Below are 22404 nucleotides of genomic sequence, written 5' to 3'. Positions count from 1 at the left end.
CATGGCGACCACCGACCCCGCCCCGCCGCCGTCCATCCCGGGCCGTGTGCTGCGGCTGATCGCCGCCTCGACGCTGCTGATCAACGGCCTGTTTCCCGCGCTGTGGATCCTGTTCACCTCGCTGAAGCCGGAGTCCGAGCTGACCGCCAAGCCCATCACCTGGGCGCCGCATGCGCCGACCCTTGTCAACTATGTCAGGGCGTTCACCGACCAGCAGCTACTCGTCTTCTTGTTCAACAGCCTGATGGTCGCGCTGCTGTCGACGCTGCTCACCCTGTTCATCTGCGTGCTGGCCGCCTACGCGCTGGCGCGGCTGAACCTGCGCTTCCGCCAGGCGATCCTGTTCGTGATCATTGGCGTCTCCACCTTTCCCCTGGTCACCCTGCTGGTGCCGCTGTTCGAGACCCTGCGTGGGCTCGGGCTGCTCAACACCTGGATCGCGCTCGTGCTGCCGGACACCGTGCTGTCGCTGCCGGTGTGCACGTTGATGCTGGTCGCGTTCTTCGAGGCCATTCCCCGCGACCTCGAGAACGCCGCGATGATCGACGGCTGCACCCGGATCGGCGCGCTGGTCCATGTCGTGCTGCCCCTGAGCGGCCCGGGCGTGTTCACCGCGGGGATCCTCGCCTTCGTCAACTCCTGGGACGAGTTCCTGATGGCGCTGTCGTTCAATTCGAGCCCGGCGCTCCGCACCCTGCCGGTCGGCATCCAGCTCTACCAGGGCGAGTTCTCCTTCCCATGGCCGGTGATCTCGGCCGCTCTCGTGGTCGGCATCGTGCCGGTCGCGCTCCTGATCGTCGCGTTCCAGGAGCGGGTGGTCTCGGGCCTCGTCGTCGGAGGCATCAAGGGATGAGCCTGCAGCAACAGGCGGCGCCGCCGCTGCGGATCGAGCCGGTCGCGGGCGGGTTCCGCATCGTCGCCGACGGCCGCGTCATCCTGCAGCACGACCGCGCGCGGCCGGCCTTCTTCGTCGGCCGCGGCGAGGAAACCATCGCGATGCTGCGCGGCAATTTCGACATCACCGACTACGTGAGCGAGCGGATCGCGCTGCGCGCCACCGAGATCGACGGCGACACCGTGCGTCTGGCGGCAGCCGACGGCCTGCCCACCGCGCTGATCCTGACCCTGGACGGCCACCGGCTGATTCCCCGCATCCCCGATCCCGCGATCAACCGGCTGTGGTTTCGCATCGTTGCGGAGGAGGGCGAGCATGTCTGGGGCGGCGGCGAGCAGATGTCCTATTTCGACATGCGCGGCCGTCGCTTCCCGCTGTGGACGTCCGAGCCCGGGGTCGGTCGCGACAAGACCACCGAGATCACCTTTCGCGCCGACGTCACTGGCCGCGCCGGCGGCGACTACTACACCACCAACTACCCGCAGCCGACCTTCGTCTCCTCGCGCCGCTATGCTTTGCACGTCGAGACCTCGGCGTGGTCGGCGTTCGACTTCCGCCATGACGGCTTCCACGAGATCGAGGTCTGGGAGGTGCCCCAGCAGATCGAGATCTTCACCGCGCCGAGCTTTGCCGCGATCGTCGGCGCGCTGTCGCGGCGCTTCGGCCGCCAACCGCAGCTGCCGGAGTGGATCTATCACGGCGCGATCATCGGGCTGAAGGACGGCGAGCGCTCGTTCGCGCGCCTGCAGGCGATCCGCGACGCCGGCGTCGCGGTGTCCGGCCTCTGGTGCGAGGACTGGGTCGGCCTGCGCCAGACCTCGTTCGGGTCACGGCTGTTCTGGGACTGGCGCGCCAATGAGCGCCGCTATCCGGCGCTGCGCGAACTGATCGCCGCACTCGGCGCCCAGGGCATCCGCTTCCTCGGCTATGTCAACCCGTATCTGTGCGTCGACGGCACGCTGTTTGCCGAGGCTGACGCCGCCGGCCATCTCGCGCGCGACGCCGCGGGCGGGACCGCCCGGGTCGATTTCGGCGAGTTCGAATGCGGTGTGGTCGACTTCACCCGCGCCGAGGCCGCGGCCTGGTTCGCCGAGCGCGTGATCGGCGAAGAGATGATCGACCTCGGCATGTCCGGCTGGATGGCCGATTTCGGCGAGTACCTGCCGACCGACGTACACCTTCATGCCGGCATCGATGCGCGCCTTCTGCACAACCGCTGGCCGACGCTGTGGGCCGAGGTCAATGCGCGCGCGGTGGCGGCGCGCGGCCGCACTGGCGAGATCCTGTTCTTCATGCGCGCCGGCTTCACCGGCGTGCAGGCTCACTGCCCGCTGCTATGGGCCGGCGACCAGAGCGTCGACTTCTCCCGCCATGACGGCCTCGTCAGCGTCATCTGCGGGGCGCTGTCGAGCGGCCTGCTTGGCAACGCCTATCACCATTCCGACATCGGGGGCTATACCAGCCTGTTCGGCAATGTGCGCACCGCCGAGCTCCTGATGCGCTGGGCGGAGATGGCGGCGTTCACGCCGGTCATGCGCACCCATGAGGGCAACCGGCCGCGCGACAATCTGCAGATCGATCAGGATCCGGCGGTGCTGGCGCACTTCGCCCGCATGACGCGGATCTACGTGGATCTTGCGCCCTATCTGCGCCACCTCTCGGCGGAGGCCGCCGCGACCGGCCTGCCGGTGCAGCGGCCGCTTTTCCTGCATTTCGAGGACGACGCTGCGACCTATCAGGTGCAGGACGCCTATCTTTTCGGACCCGACCTCCTGGTCGCCCCGGTGTGGAAGCCTTCGGCTGCGGAGTGGGAGACTTATCTGCCGCGCGGCGCCGACTGGGTGCATCTGTGGACGGCCAGCCGCTTTTCTGGCGGGCGGACCGTGACGGTGCCGGCGCCGTTGGGCCAGCCGCCGGTGTTCTGCCGCGAAGGATCGCCGTGGTCGGCGCTGTTCGCGGCGCTGCGCAGCCTGTAACGGCGCGAGGGTCAGCCTCTGCTGCCTGGCGCTGCGGATGACGACGCTGTCGCGCTCGGCCACCACCCGCTGCTGCTACGGGTCGCAGCCGTCTGAGGCGGTAACCGCTCAAGGTTGCGTATGAATTGCGAAGCTCGCTGGCCAAAATTCGGCAACGACCATACACTGGCTTGCCGGAGCCAGTGAGCAGATCCGATGGCCGATATCTTGCCGGGGACCGTCCGATGCACGCGGTGCCGCGCCTCTTGCAAGGCATCAGCCCGATTCTGCGAGGAATGCGGCCTTGCGCTGTTTGCGGGCTGTTCGGCCTGCGGTGGTGAATTGGCTCTCGGCAGCCGCTACTGCACGTCATGCGGTGCGGCCGCCAGTACTGACGCTGCCGATCTTCGGGCTCCGGCGGAGCAGAGAAAGCAGAAATCGACCGGCGCCATCGAGCCGGTGCGCAAGCACGTCACGGTGCTGTTCGCCGATCTCAAGGGATCGACCGGCCTGATTGCGGAGCGCGATCTGGAAGAGGGGCAGCAACTCCTCGACGGTCTCCTCGAACAGATGATCGATGCTGTTCACCGCTTTGGCGGCACGGCGAACCAGGTCATGGGCGACGGCATCATGGCGTTGTTCGGCGCTCCGGTCGCGCATGAGGACCACGCTCTGCGGGCCTGCCTCGCAGCGCTGGCGATCCACGATTCGATCCGCCAGGATGCGCTCGAATCCGCTGGCGGCGCCGGCTTGGTTCCGCTGGTTCGCATCGGCCTGAATTCGGGCGAGGTCGTGCTGCGCTCGATCCGCAGCGACGTCCGCCTCGAATACACCGCACAAGGCCTGGTGTCGCACCTCGCCGCGCGAATGGAGCAGGCGGCCGAGCCCGGCACGACGCTCCTGACCCCCGCTACATACGCCCTGGTGCAGGGATTTGTCCGGGCGAAGCCGCGGGACAATCTGCCGATCAAGGGCCTTACCGAGCCGCTCAGCGGCTGGCAACTGCTCGGAACCGAGACCGACCGGTCCCGACTGGGGGCGTCGCTGGCCATGTGGGGCCGGTCTCGCCTGGTTGGACGCGAAAACGAGTTGTGTCGTTTGCGGGAGATTTCGCTGATCGCGTCATCGGGATCTGGCCAGATCGTCGCCCTCGTCGGCGAAGCGGGTGTGGGAAAATCCCGCCTGACGATGGAGCTTCGCCAGCACAACGAACTGTCACACTGGCTGGTCCTGGTCGCGCAGTCCGCCTCCTACGCGGTGCGGACGGCCTATTTCGCATTCGGCAGTCTGCTCAGGCAGTATCTGGGCATCGACAAGACCGACACGGCCGAATTGGCCTGTTCCAAGATCAACGCGAAGCTCTCGATCCTGAACTGTGACAGGTCGAAGATGATCTCGCCTCTGCTCTCGATGCTGGACCTCGAGACCGGCGACGAGGGCTGGAATGCCCTGGAGGCCGACGTTAGACGACGGCAGACCGTCGAAGTCGTAAAGCAGTTGCTGCTGGCCGTCAGCGAATGCCAGCCATTGATGCTGGTGTTCGAAGACCTGCATTGGCTTGATGCCGAGTCGGAACGCGTGATTGACGCGCTCGTGGACCAGCTGCCGACGCGAAAGATCCTGCTGGTCCTGGTTTACCGACCGGAGCATCAGCATCAATGGGCCAATCGGGATCACTATTCGCAATTCCGGGTGCAGCCGCTCGATACCTACGAAGCCAACGCCCTGCTCGACGGTCTCATCGGAGATGATGCCAGCCTCGATCAACTGAAGCATGAGCTGGTCACCCGCACCGGAGGCAATCCGTTCTTCCTCGAGGAAATCGTCAGGTCGCTGATCGACCGCAAGAAGCTGGTGGGGGTTCACAGAGCCTATCGGCTCGTCGATGCATTCGAGCAAGCGAGCATTCCCGGGTCCGTTCAGGCCGTGCTCGCCTCCCGTATCGACAGGCTGCCCGCGCAACTCAGGCAGCTCCTGCAGGTCGCCGCAGTGATCGGGCAGCAGGTTGCGCCGTCGCTGCTCGAAGCCGTGGTCGAGATCCCGGGCTCGCAATTGCATTCCGCGATGGAAAGGCTGCGTCAGCAGGAGCTGATGTACCGAATTCATACGCTGTCCGGGCCGGAATATACTTTCAAGCACTCTCTGACGCACGAAGTCGCCTACGCGGAGCTGTCGCAGGAGCGGCGCCGGAATCTACACGCCCGGGTCGTCGAGGCGATCGAGCAGGTCCATGCCGGGCAGACCGGCCAGCACGTCGAGGACCTTTCGAGACATGCGTTGCAGGGCCAGGTCTGGAGCAAGGCCGTGCACTACCTCGGTCAGGCTGGGGCCCAGGCGGCAAAGCGCTCGGCCCATCATCAGGCGCTCGACTGCTTCAACAAGGCGCTGTCGGCGCTACAGCACCTGCCGCGACACAGAGCCAACCTCGAAAAGGGTATTGAACTCCACTTCGCGGCACGCAATTCGCTGTGGCCTTTTTCCGCGCACGCGCAGATCCTGCATCATCTCGTCGAGGCCGAAGGCTTGGCGAAGATGATCGACGACAGGCGAACATTGGGGCGCGTGGCCTCGTTCATGATCCAGCATCACAGGATGGCGGGTTCGCCCGTGCAGGCCCTCGAATGCGTCGAGCGTGCCTTGACGATCGCCAGAGAACTGGGTGATTTCGAGCTGGAGATCGATACCAGTTTCCGGGCTGCGCTCGCCTGTCTGAATCTCGGGGTGTTCAGGCGCTCGGATGAATTCCTGAGACGAAACGTCGTGGCGCTCGACAGCGGGGTGCCGTACCTTCGCTCGGGGCAGCCGGGACACCCGGCCGTGCTGTCGCGCACGTGGCTCGCCGTCTGTCTCAGCGAACTCGGTGAGTTCGATGATGCGATCACGTACGGCGTTCAGGCCATCGCCATCGCGGACGGGCTGAAGGATCCCTACAGTCTCGTCTCGGCCCTGTTCGGCTATGGCGCGGCGCTGTTGTGCCGCCACCAGATCGAGCTCGCCGAGCAGACGCTTGAAAGAGCCTCGGAGCTTTGCGTTCAGTATGAACTGCCGGTGTTGCGGCGGCTGGTGTCATTCGAACTGGGCCAGCTCAAGACCATCCAGGGGCGCTCGTCCGAGGCGATTCCGCTGCTCGAACAGGCGGTGAATCGCGGCGGATCGACGGCCAACATGGCCCGTTTCGCGCTCTATCTGATCCGGCTCGGCGAAGCGTATCTGTTGGCCGGTCGTGCCCTTGATGCGAGGACCGTCTGTGATCAAGCCCTCGATCTCTCGCGCCAGCGTAGCGAGCGGGGACACGAGGCCTGGGGCTTGCGACTGCAGGCCGAGATCAACGCGCACGACTCGGCGTGCCACCCGGCGGCGGCCCTTGAATCCTACGGCATGTCTCTGGCAATCGGCGATGCGCTCGGCATGCGGCCGCTGGCGGCGCTGGCGCGGTTGGGACGGAGCCGGTTCCTGCGGCGCTTGGGGCGCAGTTCGGAGGCGGATGAGGATCTCGCCGCCGCTAGACGCAGTTTTGCCGAACTCGGTATGCCCGTTCCGGAGCAGAGATCCGATCCGGATGCGGCGAAATCAATTGTGCTGATTTGAAAACAAATGATGGGGAGAATGACAATGCGTTTGATCCGATTGCTGATCTGTCTGCTGGTCGCGACCATCGTCGTGATGCGCTCCAATGCATCGATCGCCAAGGATATGCTCGATGAATCCCGGGCAAGATTCCTGCAGGCCTACAAGGACATGCGCTACGATCAGCTGTGCGACGTGCTGGACAAGGATGCCTCGTTTCGCGGCAAGGTGTTTCCGGGCAAATGGAGCCACACCTCCGACCAGATCATCACCGACCGCTGGAAGTCGAAGTTGACCTGCACGGAGATCGCCCAGAACCCTAAGTCCGAACGCCAGCAGGGCGATAATTTCACGGTCGGACAGGCCTATCTCGAATTGAAGCCGTCGCGGGCCGCCAGCTTCGTCGGCAATCAGCGTCCGCGGAACTATGCCATCGACTTCGGGAATTTCCGCATGGCGGCCATGGCGCCGCAGGGCAAGGACCTTTTGGGATCCTATGTCATGTTGTGGAAGCGCGACGGGAAGTCGTGGAAGCTGATGCACATCGATATGAGTCCGGAAGGCGCCGGTGAGGCCAAGAAATAGCCTGCGGCGAGGTCGCAAGCTTTCTCGATTCCGTCGACGTGTTCACGCGAGCGTCGCGGCAGGCGTGTGACCTGCCGCTGCGGCTTGCGGTGAAGCCGAGATGTCGGCCAGACGGTCGCCGCCCGCTACGGATCGAGCTCGGTGTCCCAATAGAGATAGTCCAGCCAGCTGTCGTGCAGGTAGTTCGGCGGGAACAGGCGGCCGTTGCGGTGGAGCTGGTGGACGGTCGGCGCGTAGGGCGCCTGCTTGGGAAACATCTTGGCCTGCTGCGGCGTGAGGTTGCCCTTCTTCAGATTGCAGGGCGAGCAGGCGGCGACGACATTTTCCCAGGTGGTCTGGCCACCCTTGCTGCGCGGAATGACGTGGTCGAAGGTCAGATCGTCGCCGGAGTGGCAGTACTGGCAGGCGAAACGGTCGCGCAGGAAGACGTTGAAGCGGGTGAAGGCGGGGTGCGTGGTCGGCTTGACGAAGGATTTCAGCGACACCACGCTGGGCAGCTGGATTTCGAAGGACGGACTTCGGATCGCGCGGTCGTAATATTCCACGATGTTGACGCGATCGAGGAACACCGCCTTGATCGCGTCCTGCCAGGACCAAAGCGATAGCGGGTAATAACTCAGCGGCCGGAAGTCCGCGTTCAGCACCAACACCGGCCAACCGCCTTGTGAGACATGTGCGTTCAAGTAACGCTCCTGGCCTCCATGTACGGCTGCGAAGCAGCATGCCCTGACATACTACATGCAGCGTGACGGGATTGTGAAGCCCCAAGAATGGCTTGACACGGCTTCTCCCGCCCCGCGACGGACGCCGGAACCCGCCCGCCGCGGCGGGCTGCCGCACTGCAAATCAGTTGCAGATCCGTGTCCCGAGAAGCGGGCGGACGGCCGTCAGGCCGGGACCCGCTCGAGCTTCTGCAGGCAGCGGTGGATCCGGACCTCGGCCGGCATGGCGCGGTCGGGGAAGCTCGTGCTCCAATTGGTGACACCGACTTCGCCGACATAGATGTCGCCGTGGCTGTCGATGGCCAGGCCGTGGGGGGCCAGGAAACGGCCGGTTTCCAAGCCCGGGCCGTGCTCGCCGCCGAGCCGCGCCAAGCGCTTGCCGCCAGCGTCGGTGATGGTCAGGCGCGGGCCGAGATTGGGCACGTTGAGGTTCACCGGCATGCCCGGGCCGAGCTCGCCGATGATGAAGGTCTTGCGCTTTGCCCCGCAGGCGCACAGCGCGCAGGGCCGGTGCAGGTTATTCCACTGCGTCTCGTAGCGGCCGTCGCCGTCGAAAATCTGGATGCGGTGGTTCTCGCGGTCGGCGACATAGACGAAGCCGTCGGCATCGGTCGCGATGTTGTGAACGATGTTGAACTGGCCGGGATCGGAGCCGGGCTCGCCCCAGCTCCTGATCAGCCTGCCGTCGGGCGTGTATTTGTGGACCCGCGCATTGCCGTAACCGTCTGATACGTAGATCTCACCGGACGGCGACAGCGCGGTGTGGGTGCAGCGGTTGAACGGCTCGCCGCTCATGAACGGCGTCGGGCGCTCGGGCAGGCCGATCGTCAGCAGCACCTTGCCCTCGGGCGTGCATTTGCGCACCGTGTGGTCGCCGTCATCGGTGCAGTAGAGATTGTCGTCGCTGTCGATCGACAGGCCATGGGCGCGGCTGAACAGGCCCTCGCCCCAGCTCTTCAGGAAATTGCCGTCGCGGTCGAACACGATCATCGGATGGGCGCCGCGGTTGAAGGCGTAGACGCGGTCCTTGCCGTCGACCGCGACCGAGGCGACGTCGGTCAGCTCCCAGCCGTCGGGGAGCTTCGCCCAGTCCTTGACGACGCGATAGGTGAAGTCGCCAGAGCCGAGGGTAGGGGACATGCGAGGGCCTCCATGATCGAATGACGCCATTCAGCCCGATCCGCTCGCCGGCAGCAAGCCTTGCTCGATCGCCTTGATCTGTAGCGCCAGGAATTTCGAGTTGATGCGGCACTGCGCGAGGCTGCCGGCGATGAAATACAGGCCGGGCTGCGGCGTGCGTGTGTACATGTTGCGCAGCTCCTGGCCGTCGCCGAAGCCCCAGACCGGCCCGACGCGGTCAGCCACGGCATCGCCGAACAGCCGGCGCACCAGCACCTCCTGCGGCTTGTAGCCGGTGGCGAGCACGATCAGATCGGCATCGATCCTGCTGCCGTCCGTCAGCTCGGCGCCATGGACGCCGAAGCGCGCGATGCGATCGAACTGGATCAGCTTGACCGCGCCGCTGACCAGCAGATCGGAGCAGCCGACGTTGAAGTAGTAGCCGCCACCGCGGGTGAGGTACTTGAACTGCCAGCCGGTGCCGTCCTCGCCGAAGTCGAGATTGAAGCCGATCCGCGCGAGGCCGTCGAGCAGGTCCTGATCGAGCTGCTTCGACTGCGCGGTCAGCATCCGGTGGCCGCTGCGGCCGAGCGCGAGCGGCATCGATACCGCGATCAGGTCGTTGTCCTCCAGCGTCCCGTCATTGTAGGCGGCGTAGGCGAGCTGAGCAGAGGGCTCGATGTTGGTGACGAGCGTCGGCGCCCGCTGCACCATCGTCACGTCCGCGCCACTGGCATGCAGATCCTGCGCGATGTCGTGGCCGGAATTGCCGGTGCCGATCACCAGCGCACGCTTGCCCGCCCAGGCCTCGCCGTCGCCATACTGGCTCGAATGCAGCACCGTGCCGTTGTAGTCGGCCAGGCCGGGCAGCTCCGGCCGGTTGGGAATGCCGCTGACACCAGTCGCCATGACGATATGAACAGGCCGCATTACGCGCCGGCTGCCGTCTGCGCGACGCAGCGTCACATCCCAGCGCGCCGCCGCCTCGTCATAGCTGCCGCCTTCGAGCTCCGTCTCGGTCCAGACGTTCAGCTCCATCGCCTCGGCATAGGCCTCGAACCAGTTGGCGAGCTTGTCCTTGGGGATGTAGACCGGCCAGTTCGGCGGGAACGGCATGTAGGGCATGTGATTGACCTGCACCTGGTTGTGCAGGGTCAGCGCATGATAGCGCTTGCGCCAGTTGTCGCCGATCCTGGTTTCGCGATCGATCACCAGCGTGTCGATCTGCATCATCTTGAGGCGCGCCGCGATCGCAAGCCCGGCCTGGCCGGCACCGATCACCAGCACGGCCGGATCGCGATCGGCATAGGCGCGCGCGGCCTCGCGCTGGTCCAGCCAGTTCGGCCCGCGGAAGTCGCGCGAATACGACTGGCCGCGCGGCCGGCGGGCGCCGAGCGGCTCCTCGAATCCCTTGAGCTCGTCCAGCGCAGTCAGCAGCGTCCAGGCCTTCAGGCGCCGGCTGTCGGCCGCATCCGGGATCAGCCGGACGATGCCGCAGCCGCGGCCCTGTACCGTCTCGAACTGGAAGATGGCCTCGATGCTGTCGGTCCCGGCGCGCGTCACGTGACGCGGGGCGGCGCGGCCAGGCGCGATGGCAAAGGCGAATGGCGCCGCCACGCGCGCATCGGCGGGCAGCTCGCGCAGGATCGCGTCGCGTCCATTGAGCGTCTTGATGCGCCAGCTCAGCGCCAGCGCGTCGCGCCAGTAGCTGTCCGCATGAAACAACCCGGACAGCGCGACCGGGTCGCAGGCTGCGATCGCCCGGGCAAAATCCGCGAGCCAGCCGTCGACGCCCGCGGCGAGATCCTGCGTCCTGTCGAGCATCACTGTCCTCCCCGCCGCGGTGGCCTCGTGGCATCGTCGTCGGCCGCGGAGCGTAACCCGGGAGCGAGGCGGACGGAAAGTGGGCTAGCCGACGACCCCCTCGCGCGTCTTGAGCACGCGATAATAGCTCCACCACAGATGCGCCGCCGCGCCGCGCAGCGGCCGCCAAGCTTCGGCCAGCGGCATCATCTGCTTGGACGTGGGACGCGCGGCAAGGCCGAGCCCGACCTTGACCGCCGCCTGCACGGCAAGATCGCCCGCCGGCCAGGCGTCGCCGTGGCCGAGGCAGAACAGCAGATAGACGTCGGCCGTCCATGGCCCGATGCCGGGCAGGGCAGTAAGGGTCGCGTGGGCCGCGTCGGCGTCCTCGTTGGCGAGCACGTCGAGGTTCAGCCGGCCCGCCGCGAGCTCGCGCGCGATGTGCTTGAGCGTCTTGATCTTGGCCGCGGACAGCCCGAGCCGGCCCAGCCGGTCGGCGCGGGCACGGCGGATCGCGTCGGCCTCGAACGGCGCGAACGCCGCCTGTAGCCGGCCCCAGATCGCCGCCGCGCTCGCCGTCGAGAGCTGCTGGCCGCAGACGATATGCGCGAGCCCCGCAAACCCCGGCTCCCGCCGCCGCAGCGCCGGCATCCCGGTCGCATCGAGGATCGGCGCGAGCCGCGCGTCCTGCTTGACGAGGTCACGGACGGCATCCTCGAGGAGGGCCTGGCTGTCGAGGTGGAGGGTCATGCAGCGGCACGCCGATCGACGCAGTGCTCGGCCGGGTGGACGGCACGGAGAGCCGGGGCTAAGGCAGCATCAGTCAAAATTGGACCTTTCATGAGCTTGCGTAGCATCCCCTCCGACATGGACCGCGACAAGGTGGCCGGTGTCGACGCCCTGCTGGATCGCGTCGTCCGCGAGCACGGCGTGTTTCTGCCGCTCGCCATCGAGAGCGGCAGCCGGGCCTGGGGCTTTGCCTCGCCCGACAGCGACTACGATTGCAGGTTCGTCTATGTGCGGCGCGCGACGGATCATATCAAGCCGTGGCCGGTGCGCGATGTCATCGAGTTTCCGCTGCAGGATGATTTCGACGCCAATGGCTGGGATCTGGCCAAGGCGGTGCGCCTGCTGCTCAAGGGCAATGTGGTCATCATCGAGTGGCTGCAGTCGCCGGTGATCTATCGCGGTGTCGCCTGGTTCCGAGACGAATTCCTCGCCTTTGCGCGGGGGGTGACGAGCCGCGATGCCGTCGCGCGGCATCATCTGCACCACGGCGAACGTCAGCGCCGCGTGCATTTCGGCGACGGCATGGCGGTCCCGCAGAAGAGGATCTTCTATGCGCTGGGGCCGGCGTTGTCGCTGCGCTGGCTGCGCCTGCATCCGGCAGAGGCTTTGGCGCCGATCCATTTCGCGACGCTGATGGCGGAGTGCGATCCGCCATCCGCTTTGCTGGTGGAGGTGGCGAGGCTGATGCAGCGTAAGGCGTTGACCCGCGATCTCGGGACAGCGCCGTTGTCGGCGGTCGTGGCTGAGTTCATCGATGCCGAATTCGTGCTGGCCCGGTCGACCTTCGGCGACAGCAGCGGCAGTGCGGCCGGGATGATGCAGCAGGCGGAGCAATTCTATCGGACCGTGGTCGAGCGGCTGGAAGCCGACGCGCAGGGAGGAGGGACCGACCGATCTGAATCCTCGATCCCGTCATGACGCCACCCGTTTTCCGATTTGCTCCCAGTCCCAACGGCTATCTCCACCTCGGCCATGCCTATTCCGCGCTGCTGAACTTTGAGCGCGCGCGGGAGAGTGGTGGCCGTTTCCTGTTGCGGATCGAGGACATCGATCCGACCCGCTGCCGGCCGGACTACGAGCAGGCGATCTACGAGGACCTCGCCTGGCTCGGCATCGCCTGGGAGCAGCCGGTGCGGCGGCAGTCGCAGCATCTCGCCGAGTACCAGGCTGCGCTGCAGCGGCTGCAGGCGATGGGGCTGGTCTATCCGAGCTTCGAAAGCCGGGCCGAGATCGCGCGGCTGGTCGCCCAGCGCGATGCTGACGGAGCCTGGCCGCGCGATCCGGATGGTGCGCCGCTGTATCCGGGCGCCGCGACGGCGCTGTCTGAAGCCCGGCGTGCAGAGCTGATGGCCGCCGGTGCGCCCTATGCCCTGCGGCTCGACATGGCCTCAGCGACCGCGCGCGCCGGCCGGCTGACCTGGGACGAGTCCGGTGCCGGACCGTCCGGCGTCACCGGCACGGTCGAGGCGCGGCCGGAGGCCTGGGGTGACGTCATCCTCGCCCGCAAGGAGACCCCGACGAGCTATCACCTCTCGGTGGTCGTCGACGACGCGCTACAGGGCGTGACCGAGGTGGTCCGTGGACAGGACCTGTTTCATGCGACCAGCGTGCATAGGCTGCTGCAAGCCCTGCTCGACCTGCCGGCGCCGGCCTATCGGCATCACCAACTGGTTCGCGACGCTGAAGGCCACAAGCTGTCCAAATCCACGCAGGCGACGGGATTGCGCACATTGCGCGCCACAGGCGTCTCGCCGGCGGAAATCCGACACAGGATCGGCTTGGTCTAGCCGCGTCCTGCCGCAAGTCCCGGTGTCTCCGAATGTTTCCGGCGGGGACAACCTCTGGGGCATCGTGACACCCGGAAACGACCGTGCCATGCTGTTCGTTGGCGCGGGTTATCGGGAGCTTCAATCGAAAGCGGCACGGCGAGACATGACAGTAGAGGTGCCCCTTCGTTTGTCGGAGTTCATGTCACAGGGGCCATGATGAAGCGCGTTCGGAATACGAGTACGGGGCGTCGGGCCCGCCCGGCCAAGGCGGTTGCGCCCAAGCCTGCTGCGCCCAAGCCTGCTGCGCCCAAGCCTGCTGCGCCCAAGCCTGCTGCGCCGAGACCGGCTGTGCCCAAGCCTGCTGTGTCTAAGTCTGCTGTGTCCAAGCCCGCCGGTGCGTCCAGGACGACTGGTGGATCACGACCGGCTCAAAAGACGTCCTCCGGCACGGCGTCCGCGGGACGGTCATCCAAGGCCCAGCGGCCGAAGACGCCGGCGACCAAGGCTGCGCCCGTCAAGGAGCGCACGAAGGCGCGTCCTCTCAAGAAGCACGTTCCTCAGGTGACCGCACCGGCCGGGGGACGGCGGAGTTCGACCAAGCCCGTCGCAACGAAGGCCATCACGAAGTCTGGTGCAGGGGAGCCGGGCGCCGGGGTCGTCGAAGCCGCGCTGGCCGTGTTCGCGCACGAGGTCCGCACGCCCCTGACGGGCATTCTCGCCATCAGCGACCTGCTCGCCACCTCCGACCTCGGCGAGCGCGAGCGGCGCTGGGTCGACACCATCAAGGCCGGGGCGGAGCACCTGTCGAGCCTGGCGACGCTGTTCGTCGCTGCCGCCAAGGACGAAACCACCGGCGCGCTGCTGCGCGAGGACCTGTTCGACCTGCGCGTGCTGGCACGCGCCGCGGGCGACTCGCTGGCCGGTCGCGCGGCCGCCAAGGGGCTAGAGGCGCGGGTCGAGGTGTCCGATGCGCTGCCGGGGCTCGTGATCGGCGATCCCGTGCGGCTGCGCGCTGCGCTCGAAAATCTCATCGACAATGCGGTGAAGTTCACCGAGCAGGGCGGCGTGGCGCTCGAGGTCGGCTTGGCCGGGCGGAGCGGCCGCGGCCGATCAGCTTCCGGCAAGGGCAAGGTTGCGGTCGTCTTCGCTGTCTCCGACTCCGGCATCGGCCTGACGCTGCAGGAGATCAGGAGGCTGTTCCGCCCGTTCAGCCAGGCCAATGTCTCGATCGCCTCGCGGTTCGGCGGCGCCGGCCTCGGCCTGTCCTCGGTGCGGCAACTGGCGCGGGCGATGGGCGGCGACGTCGCCGTGTCCCCGCACGAGGGCGGCGGCACGACGTTCACGCTGACCGTCGCGCTGACGATCGCAGCGGCGCCGCACACCAGCGCGGAAGGCGAGGATGGCGTCACCCTGGCGCCGACGCGGCCGCTGCGCATCCTGGGCGTCGAGGACAATCCGTTCGGCCGTGTGGTGCTCAACACCATCCTCAACGAACTCGGCCACCAGGCCGAGTTCATCGGCCGCGGCGAGGCGGCGCCGGAGCGGATCGCGGCGGGCAGCTACGATGCCGTGCTGATGGACATGGTGCTGCCGGGCATCAACGGTGTCGAGGCGATTGCCCGGGTGCGCAAGCTCGAAGGGCCGCATGGAACGATCCCGATCATCGGCGTGTCCGGACGGGGCGAGGACGAGGCGGCCTCGCGCGCCGCCGGCGCGGATGCGTTCCTGCTCAAACCCGTTTCGCCGCGGGCTCTAGCGACTGCGCTTCTTGAAGCGACACGCCGCGCGGCAGACGCGACTTGATGATCGATGCGTTCAACTCGCCGCCATACACGAAGATCGCAGCGATGAAATACAGGAACACCAAAGCGATGATCACCGAGGCGAGCCCCGCATACATGGTAACGTAGTTGTAGGCGAAGCGCGCCAGATACTGGCCGAACACGATACCCGACACCAGCGAGGCCACGAAGGTGAAGACGATGCCGGGCACGATCTGCATGAAGCTGCGCCGTCCCGCCGGCAGCCAGGCGTGCAGGATGAAGAGGGCAACGACCAACGCGCTGATAGTGATGCCGTAGCGCGTCAGATTGACGAAATGCTCGTTGGCTTCGACCGCCAAGGGTAGAAACCGGCGCGCGGTGGCCAGCATCAGCGGGCCGAGCACGATGAGGAACGACATCGCCAGCGCCGTGAAGGCGGCAATCAGCGTATAGCCGATCGATTCCAGCCGCAGCCAGTACCAGCGGCGCTGCTCGATCACGCCATAGGCGCGGTTGAGCGCAACCCGCAGCGCCTCGACGCCGTTCGAGGCGAAATAGACCGCGAGCACGGCGCCGATGGTCAGCGCGTCGGTCCGGGTCGTGGTCAGCACGTCGTGGATCTCGCCGGTCAGCGCATCGGCCACCTGGGCCGGCCAAGTCTCGAGGATCAGGGTGGCGGCCTGGTCGGCGAGATCCTTGGAGCCGAGAAAGCCGGCCAGCGACGTCAGGACGATCAGGAAGGGAAACAGCGCCATCAGGGTGGACAGCGCGATGTGACTGGCGATCGCCCAGCCGTCATCGGCGAGGAAGGTGTAGAACGCATCCATGACGACGTGGACGATGTAGCGAAGCGCCTTCACCTGTTCCTGCACTCCGCGAAACAAATTTGATTCCACAATCCGATATTACGAGCCCAAAAGCCAGAAGTTGCAGCCCCGGAAGTTGGTGGCTCAGGTGCCCCGATCCGGCATGGCGCTTCCGCTTTTGCGATGTTATCTAGCCCCAATGGCTTCACTCCTCGGTAAATTCATCCTTCCCATCGCCGTCGGCGCGGTCGCTCTGGTGCTGTTTCTCGGCCTCTTCAACATGATGCGCGGCGGCTCGCCGAATTTGTCGCAGAAGCTGATGCGCTGGCGGGTGATCCTGCAGTTCGTCGCGATCGTCATCGCGATGGCGGCGATCTGGGCCATGGGACGTTAAGAACGGGTCGTTAAGATCGGGACGTTGAGAACGGGACGCTGAAAACGATATGGTCATCCTCAATCGCATCTACACGCGGACGGGCGACGACGGCACGACGGCGCTGGGCAATGGCGAGCGCCGTCCGAAATATGATCTGCGCGTCTCCGCCTATGGAACCGTCGACGAGACCAACGCTGCGATCGGCGTCGTCCGGCTGCACCTTGCCGATGCGCCCGAGATCGATGCGATGCTCGGCCTCATTCAGAACGATCTGTTCGATCTGGGCGCCGACCTGGCGGTGCCCCAGCGGGAGGGCAAGGCCGAGCGGCTGCGCGTCGTCGCCAGCCAGGTCGACCGTCTCGAGCGCGACATCGACACGCTCAACGAGCGGCTGTCGCCGCTGACCTCGTTCGTGCTCCCCGGCGGAACTCCGGCGGCGGCGCACCTGCACGTGGCCCGTACCATTTGCCGCAGGGCGGAACGGATCATGGCGGAACTCGCTGGTAAGCCGGACGAGCCGGTCAGCGAGGCTGCCATTCGTTACATGAACCGGCTGTCGGATTTCCTGTTCGTGGCCAGCCGGGCGGCCAACCGCAATGGCGCCGGCGACGTGCTATGGGTGCCCGGGCAAAACCGTTAACCCGGGGGCGCGCGGGCCTGCTTTTTTCCCCCTTCGCGCGTTGACCGGGGGGTACGGGCGCTTTAGGTTCCGCGCCGAAAAGGTCAACCCCGGACATATTAAGAGCGAAAGAGGATCGATGAAGGTTCTGGTGCCGGTCAAGCGGGTGGTCGATTACAACGTCAAGGTCCGCGTCAAGAGCGACGGATCGGGCGTTGAGCTCGCCAACGTCAAGATGTCGATGAATCCGTTCGACGAGATTGCCGTCGAGGAAGCCCTGCGCCTGAAGGAAGCGGGCAAGGCCACCGAGGTGGTCGTGGTGTCGATCGGGCCCGCCCAGGCCTCCGAGACCATCCGCACCGCGCTCGCGATGGGCGCCGACCGCGGCATCCTGGTCAAGGCCGAGGGCAATGTGGAGCCGCTCGCGGTCGCCAAGATCCTCAAGGCGGTCGCCCAGGAGGAGCAGCCGGGCCTGATCATCCTCGGCAAGCAGGCGATCGACGACGACTCGAACCAGACCGGCCAGATGCTGGCGGCGCTGCTCGGCTGGGCGCAGGCGACCTTCGCCTCCAAGCTCGAGGTCGAAGGCTCCGACTTCAAGGTCACCCGCGAGGTCGATGGCGGCCTGCAGACCGTGAAGCTCAAGGGACCGGCGATCGTCACCACCGATCTCCGCCTCAACGAGCCGCGCTATGCGTCGCTGCCGAACATCATGAAGGCGAAGAAGAAGCCGATCGCCGAGAAGACCGCCGCCGACACCGGCGTCGATCTCACGCCGCGGCTCGAGGTCATCAAGACCGCTGAGCCCGCGGGCCGCAAGGCCGGCGTCAAGGTCAAGGACGTCGCCGAGCTCGTCAACAAACTCAAGACCGAGGCGGGGGTGCTCTGATGGCCACGCTGCTGATTGCAGAACACGACAACACCGCGATCAAGGACGCGACCAACAAGGCGCTGACGGCGGCTACAGCCCTCGGCGCCGATGTCGATGTGCTGGTTGCGGGTCAGGGCGCCAAGGGCGCGGCCGAGGCCGCCGCCAAGCTCGCCGGCGTCAAGAAGGTGCTGCTCGCGGATGACGCGGCCTATGCGCATGATCTCGCCGAGCCGCTCGCCGACCTCGTCGTCAAGCTCGCCGCGAACTACGACGCGGTCGTCGCGCCGGCGACGTCGCGCTTCAAGAACGTGATGCCGCGCATCGCAGCCCTGCTCGACGTGATGCAGGTCTCGGAGATCATCAAGGTCGTGGCGCCCGACACGTTCGAGCGGCCGATCTATGCCGGCAACGCGATCCAGACCGTGAAGTCGAAGGACGCCAAGAAGGTCATCACCGTTCGTACCTCCACGTTCGCAGCCGCGGGCGAGGGTGGCAGCGCGACGGTGGAGAGCGTGGCGGCGGCCGGCGATCCGGCGCTGTCGAGCTTCGTCGGCGAGGAGGTCGCCAAGAGCGATCGCCCCGAGCTGACCTCGGCCAAGATCATCGTCTCCGGCGGCCGCGCGATGCAGAGCCGCGAGAACTTCGCCAAGTACATCGAGCCGCTGGCCGACAAGCTCGGCGCCGGTGTCGGCGCCTCGCGCGCCGCGGTCGATGCCGGCTACGCGCCGAACGACTGGCAGGTCGGGCAGACCGGCAAGGTCGTCGCGCCGGAGCTTTATGTGGCGGTCGGCATTTCAGGCGCCATTCAGCATCTGGCTGGCATGAAGGACTCCAAGGTGATCGTCGCGATCAACAAGGACGAGGACGCGCCGATCTTCCAGGTGGCCGACTACGGCCTGGTGGCGGACCTCTACCAGGCGGTTCCCGAACTGACCGACGCGCTCGGCAAGCTCGGCAAGTGACACTCCACACCGGCCGCGCATGGGACTGTCGCGGCCGGTGTTTCATCTGTTAAGGCATGGACGGGCGCAAACGTTGCGCCGTTCCGGTGGATGACGACATGGCTCAGATCAACAAGCTCGGTGTGATCGGCGCGGGACAGATGGGCAACGGCATCGCGCATGTCGCTGCGCTGGCCGGGCTCGACGTGGTGCTCAACGACGTCACCTCCGACCGGTTGAAATCGGGCATGGCGACCATCAATGGCAACCTGACCCGTCAGGTCGCCAAGAAGGTGATCTCCGAGGAGGCACGCAACCAGGCGCTCGGCCGCATCTCGATCAGCGAAACGCTCGACGGCCTTGCCGATTGCGATCTCGTCATCGAGACCGCGATCGAGAAGGAGGACATCAAGCGCAAGATCTTCCACGATCTCTGCGCGGTGCTGAAGCCGGAGGCGATCGTCGCCTCCAACACCTCGTCGATCTCGATCACCCGGCTCGCCGCCAGCACCGATCGTCCCGAGCGGTTCATCGGCATCCACTTCATGAACCCGGTTCCGCTGATGGAGCTGGTGGAGCTGATCCGCGGCATCGCCACCGACGACACCACGTTCGAGGCGGCCAAGGAATTCGTCGGACGTCTCGGAAAGCTGGTCGCGGTGTCCGAGGATTTCCCGGCCTTCATCGTCAACCGCATCCTGCTGCCGATGATCAACGAGGCGATCTACACGCTGTACGAAGGCGTCGGCAACGTCGAGGCGATCGACGCGGCGATGAAGCTCGGCGCGCATCACCCCATGGGTCCGCTTGAGCTCGCCGACTTCATCGGGCTCGATACCTGCCTGTCGATCATGCAGGTGCTGCACGAGGGACTGGCCGATTCCAAGTACCGGCCGTGTCCGCTGCTGGTCAAATATGTCGAAGCCGGCTGGCTCGGCCGCAAGACGCAGCGCGGCTTCTACGACTATCGTGGGCCCAAGCCGGTCCCGACCCGGTAGTTCAACCGCCCATTGATCCGCTCGATCGATACGCTTCGTTAAGGCTGCCCGGGTACGTTCGCCTTGCGAGGTACATGCGTATGGATATGAGCTTGGTGGCTGCGGCCCTGGCGCAGCAGGCGAACGCGACACAGCAGCAGGTCGCCACATCAGTCATGAAGCAGAACCTGGATGCGCAGAAGGAAGCGGTCCTGACGCTGCTCGGCGGCGCGCAGCAGACGCTGTCGCTCGCCAATGTCGGCCCCGGCGTCGGCGGCAATCTCAACATCGCGGCCTGAGGGCGACTGACGATCAGTCAACTAGGCAGGTCGCAAGTGGCGGACGCTTCCCGTCACACCACCGGAAGCCGAAACGGGCTCATCATACCTCTCGACACTCGGCTGAGAGATGGATGGCTGGCGTTGTCCAGATCGGGCGTCATGATCGAAGACACAAACCGGACTTCCGCGGAACTCCGGGGTGTGTTCTTTACGCTCGGGAAATCCCGCACCCGCTAGCGTTGCGCGCGCACGCGGAGCTCTTGGATGTTGCGGGTATTGAGCTGTCTCGAAACGGAGCACGACAAGTGGCTGGTGCTGCTGGCCGCTTGCGTTTGCCTGCTGACGAGTCTCGCCGCGGTCAACATGCTTCAGCGCGCGCGGGTCACGGACGGTGACGCCCGGCGGACCTGGCTTGCCATCGCCGGGATCGTGACAGGAGGCGGGGTGTGGTCGACGCACTTCATCGCCATGCTCGCCTACACGCCGGGTTTCCCGATCCGCTACGATCTGCTGATGACCGTCATGTCGCTGGTCGCAGCCGCGGTCACGACGACCGCCGGCTTCGCGGCCGCCGTTCTCGGCCGTCATCGCCAGCGCGCCGCCATCGGAGGCGCGATGGTCGGTCTCGGAATAGCGGTCATGCACTACATGGGCATGGCTTCGCTGCGAATCCCCGCCGTGATCGTCTGGATGCCGGACCTTGTGACGGCGTCCGTGCTGCTCGGCATGGTGTTCGGCGCATTGTCGCTGCTCGTCGCGACGCGCAGCGAGAGCCTGCTGTCATCCGCAGGCGCCGCTGGGCTGCTGACGCTCGCGATCACCTCGCATCATTTCGTCGCCATGGGCGCGATTGAACTGCTGCAGAGGCCGGATGCGAGTCCAACCGGCCCGATGCTGTCGACCGTGACCCTCGCCGTGTCTGTGTCGGCCGTGGCTGCCACGCTGCTGATCGGTGGCCTGATCGTCGCGATGTTCGATCGCCGCTCCGGACATCAGTTGAGCGTCCGCAACATGCAGCTCGATGCGGCCCTGAACAACATGGATCAGGGCCTCTGCATGTTCAGCCCCGATAGCCATCTGCAATTGTTCAACGAAAGCTATCTCAGGATCTTCCGACTGTCGCCCGACCAGATCCATCCGGGAATGGCGGTCGATCAGCTGCTCGCAGCGCGTGCCAGGGCGGGGACCGCCGTCGAGCAGGCGGAACAGTATGTGGCTGGGCTTCGAGCCGCTCACCAGGCAAGGACGCCGGAAACCCGGGTCGACAAACTGGTTGATGGCCGGACGATCAGGCTGAACTTCCGACCGATGCCCAATGGCGGCTGGGTCACGACCTATGAGGATATCACGGAGAGCGTACGCGCCACCGAGGCGCTCGCGGCCGCCAAGGAGGCCGCCGAGGCGGCGAGCCGCGCCAAGTCCGACTTCCTTGCGATGATGAGCCACGAGATCCGCACGCCGATGGCCGGCATGATGGGCATGATCGACCTGCTCGCCGGCACCCGTCTCGACGAGGAGCAGCGCGGTCTCGCCGAGATCGCCAGGGAATCGAGTCGCAACCTGCTCGCCGTCGTCAACAACATCCTCGACTTCTCGAAGCTGGAGGCGGGGCGTCTGACGCCCGAGGCGATTGGCTTCAGCCTCGGCCACACGCTGAAGGGCGTGACCACTCTGCTCGGTCAGCAGGCGCGCGACCAGGGCGTGACCCTCGAGATCTCGCAGGCCGGCGACATTCCGGCCTGGCTGATCGGCGATCCGGTCCGGATCGGCCAGGTCCTGTTCAACCTCGTCGGCAATGCGATCAAGTTCACCCACCAGGGCGGCGTTCGCGTCGATGCGTCGCATCGGCTCATCTCCGACCAACGCGTCGAGCTTCGCATCGAGGTGATCGACACCGGCGTCGGCATTCCGGCCGACATCCAGGCGATGCTGTTCGACCCGTTCACCCAGGCCGACACCTCGGTATCGCGCAAATTCGGCGGCACCGGGCTTGGGCTGGCGATCTGCCGGCAGCTCTGCCGCGCGATGGGCGGTGAGATCGGGGTCGACAGCGAGCCGGGGCGCGGCAGTCGGTTCTGGTTCACCGTGCAATGCGGCGTCGGCCAACGGCCGGAGGTCGCGTCGCCGCCGCAGCAGCCGGCGGTCCCCGCAAGGCCCGATCGGCTGACGGTGCTAGTGGTGGACGACACGCCGATCATCCGCACCTTGATCACCAAGCTGCTGGCGCGGCTCGGATGCCAGTTCGACGTCGCCTGCAACGGCCTGGAGGCGATCGCGGCGGTGCAGGACAAGCGCTACGATCTCGTGCTGATGGACATGCAGATGCCGGAGATGGACGGCATGTCGGCGACAACAGCGATCCGCAATCTCGACATCCCGGCGCGTGACGTGCCGATCATCGCGTTGACGGCCAACGCCCTGGTCGGCCAGCGCGAGATCTGCATCGGCGCCGGCATGAATGATTTCCTGACCAAGCCGATCGATCCGGCCGCGCTCGAGGCCACGCTCGCCCGCTGGGGCGCGATCGAACGCCGCCGCCACGAGGCCGCTTAGTCCTGCGCGGCCG

19 protein-coding genes are annotated in these 22404 nt (G+C 66.3%); 14 read left to right on the top strand and 5 right to left on the bottom strand.

All coding sequences use genetic code 11. From position 1 onward, the window contains the following. The first annotated feature begins 1 nt into the window (after nucleotide 1). From ACQR1I_RS34520 to ACQR1I_RS34505, 4 genes are all read left to right on the top strand, one after another. Nucleotides 2-853 carry a carbohydrate ABC transporter permease gene (locus ACQR1I_RS34520; protein ID WP_434870759.1) on the top strand — a complete coding sequence of 284 codons (852 nt, stop codon included), beginning with the start codon at nucleotides 2-4 and terminating at the stop codon, nucleotides 851-853. Beyond that, the gene (locus tag ACQR1I_RS34515; protein WP_434870760.1) at nucleotides 850-2871 is read left to right on the top strand and encodes an alpha-glucosidase; all 2022 of its coding nucleotides are present in this window, start codon (nucleotides 850-852) and stop codon (nucleotides 2869-2871) included. The genes ACQR1I_RS34520 and ACQR1I_RS34515 overlap by 4 nt, the downstream gene beginning before the upstream one ends. A gap of 195 nt (nucleotides 2872-3066) precedes the next feature. Continuing rightward, the gene (locus ACQR1I_RS34510) at nucleotides 3067-6438 is read left to right on the top strand and encodes an ATP-binding protein (RefSeq protein WP_434888875.1); all 3372 of its coding nucleotides are present in this window, start codon (nucleotides 3067-3069) and stop codon (nucleotides 6436-6438) included. Between the two features lie 24 nt (nucleotides 6439-6462). After that, on the top strand, nucleotides 6463-7002 hold the full coding sequence (locus ACQR1I_RS34505; protein WP_434870762.1) for a hypothetical protein: 540 nt from the start codon (nucleotides 6463-6465) through the stop codon (nucleotides 7000-7002). Between the two features lie 125 nt (nucleotides 7003-7127). On the opposite strand, the gene ACQR1I_RS34500 is transcribed toward ACQR1I_RS34505, so the two are convergent. The 4 genes from ACQR1I_RS34500 to ACQR1I_RS34485 all read right to left on the bottom strand — a co-directional run bounded on the left by ACQR1I_RS34500 (nucleotide 7128) and on the right by ACQR1I_RS34485 (nucleotide 11396). After that, nucleotides 7128-7685: an HNH endonuclease gene (locus ACQR1I_RS34500; RefSeq protein WP_009025578.1), complete on the bottom strand. Its 558-nt coding sequence runs from the start codon at nucleotides 7683-7685 to the stop codon at nucleotides 7128-7130. Nucleotides 7686-7889: 204 nt separating this feature from the next. After that, nucleotides 7890-8864, bottom strand: a complete 975-nt coding sequence (locus tag ACQR1I_RS34495) for a peptidyl-alpha-hydroxyglycine alpha-amidating lyase family protein (RefSeq protein ID WP_434870763.1) — start codon at nucleotides 8862-8864, stop codon at nucleotides 7890-7892. A gap of 30 nt (nucleotides 8865-8894) precedes the next feature. Then, a complete protein-coding gene (locus ACQR1I_RS34490) occupies nucleotides 8895-10667 on the bottom strand; it encodes a flavin-containing monooxygenase (RefSeq protein ID WP_434870764.1) in 1773 nt (590 codons plus the stop codon). 84 nt (nucleotides 10668-10751) lie between these two features. Next, nucleotides 10752-11396 (bottom strand): DNA-3-methyladenine glycosylase family protein, encoded by a 645-nt coding sequence (locus tag ACQR1I_RS34485; RefSeq protein ID WP_434870765.1) that lies wholly within the window; start codon nucleotides 11394-11396, stop codon nucleotides 10752-10754. Nucleotides 11397-11486: 90 nt separating this feature from the next. Between ACQR1I_RS34485 and ACQR1I_RS34480 the strand changes: the two genes are divergently transcribed. The 3 genes from ACQR1I_RS34480 to ACQR1I_RS34470 all read left to right on the top strand — a co-directional run bounded on the left by ACQR1I_RS34480 (nucleotide 11487) and on the right by ACQR1I_RS34470 (nucleotide 15007). Further along, entirely contained in the window at nucleotides 11487-12353 is an 867-nt protein-coding gene (locus ACQR1I_RS34480) for a nucleotidyltransferase domain-containing protein (protein WP_434870766.1), read from the top strand. After that, a complete protein-coding gene (gene gluQRS, locus ACQR1I_RS34475) occupies nucleotides 12350-13222 on the top strand; it encodes a tRNA glutamyl-Q(34) synthetase GluQRS (protein WP_434870767.1) in 873 nt (290 codons plus the stop codon). The genes ACQR1I_RS34480 and gluQRS overlap by 4 nt, the downstream gene beginning before the upstream one ends. Nucleotides 13223-13873: 651 nt before the next feature. Next, complete coding sequence (locus ACQR1I_RS34470; protein ID WP_434870828.1) at nucleotides 13874-15007, top strand: ATP-binding protein; 1134 nt, start codon at nucleotides 13874-13876, stop codon at nucleotides 15005-15007. On the opposite strand, the gene ACQR1I_RS34465 is transcribed toward ACQR1I_RS34470, so the two are convergent. Beyond that, nucleotides 14934-15827, bottom strand: coding sequence for a YihY/virulence factor BrkB family protein (locus ACQR1I_RS34465; protein WP_434870768.1), 894 nt, complete (start codon nucleotides 15825-15827; stop codon nucleotides 14934-14936). The genes ACQR1I_RS34470 and ACQR1I_RS34465 overlap by 74 nt on opposite strands. A 145-nt stretch (nucleotides 15828-15972) precedes the next feature. Between ACQR1I_RS34465 and ACQR1I_RS34460 the strand changes: the two genes are divergently transcribed. From ACQR1I_RS34460 to ACQR1I_RS34430, 7 genes are all read left to right on the top strand, one after another. After that, entirely contained in the window at nucleotides 15973-16167 is a 195-nt protein-coding gene (locus ACQR1I_RS34460; RefSeq protein ID WP_434870769.1) for a twin transmembrane helix small protein, read from the top strand. A 49-nt stretch (nucleotides 16168-16216) separates the two neighbouring features. Then, nucleotides 16217-16789, top strand: a complete 573-nt coding sequence (locus tag ACQR1I_RS34455) for a cob(I)yrinic acid a,c-diamide adenosyltransferase (protein WP_434870770.1) — start codon at nucleotides 16217-16219, stop codon at nucleotides 16787-16789. Between the two features lie 118 nt (nucleotides 16790-16907). Continuing rightward, on the top strand, nucleotides 16908-17657 hold the full coding sequence (locus ACQR1I_RS34450; RefSeq protein WP_316237108.1) for an electron transfer flavoprotein subunit beta/FixA family protein: 750 nt from the start codon (nucleotides 16908-16910) through the stop codon (nucleotides 17655-17657). Continuing rightward, nucleotides 17657-18601, top strand: a complete 945-nt coding sequence (locus ACQR1I_RS34445) for an electron transfer flavoprotein subunit alpha/FixB family protein (protein WP_434870771.1) — start codon at nucleotides 17657-17659, stop codon at nucleotides 18599-18601. The genes ACQR1I_RS34450 and ACQR1I_RS34445 overlap by 1 nt, the downstream gene beginning before the upstream one ends. Nucleotides 18602-18699: 98 nt before the next feature. Next, nucleotides 18700-19578, top strand: coding sequence for a 3-hydroxybutyryl-CoA dehydrogenase (locus ACQR1I_RS34440; RefSeq protein ID WP_434870772.1), 879 nt, complete (start codon nucleotides 18700-18702; stop codon nucleotides 19576-19578). Between the two features lie 80 nt (nucleotides 19579-19658). Continuing rightward, entirely contained in the window at nucleotides 19659-19856 is a 198-nt protein-coding gene (locus tag ACQR1I_RS34435; RefSeq protein ID WP_434870773.1) for a putative motility protein, read from the top strand. Between the two features lie 246 nt (nucleotides 19857-20102). Next, complete coding sequence (locus ACQR1I_RS34430) at nucleotides 20103-22391, top strand: ATP-binding protein (protein ID WP_434870774.1); 2289 nt, start codon at nucleotides 20103-20105, stop codon at nucleotides 22389-22391. The last annotated feature ends 13 nt before the right edge of the window (nucleotides 22392-22404 follow it).

The sequence above is a fragment of the Bradyrhizobium sp. HKCCYLS2038 genome (assembly GCF_051167655.1).
Taxonomy (GTDB): Bacteria; Pseudomonadota; Alphaproteobacteria; order Rhizobiales; family Xanthobacteraceae; genus Bradyrhizobium.
Note: the sequence above shows the minus strand (reverse complement) of the source record. Positions and strands in the feature narration are given on the sequence as shown.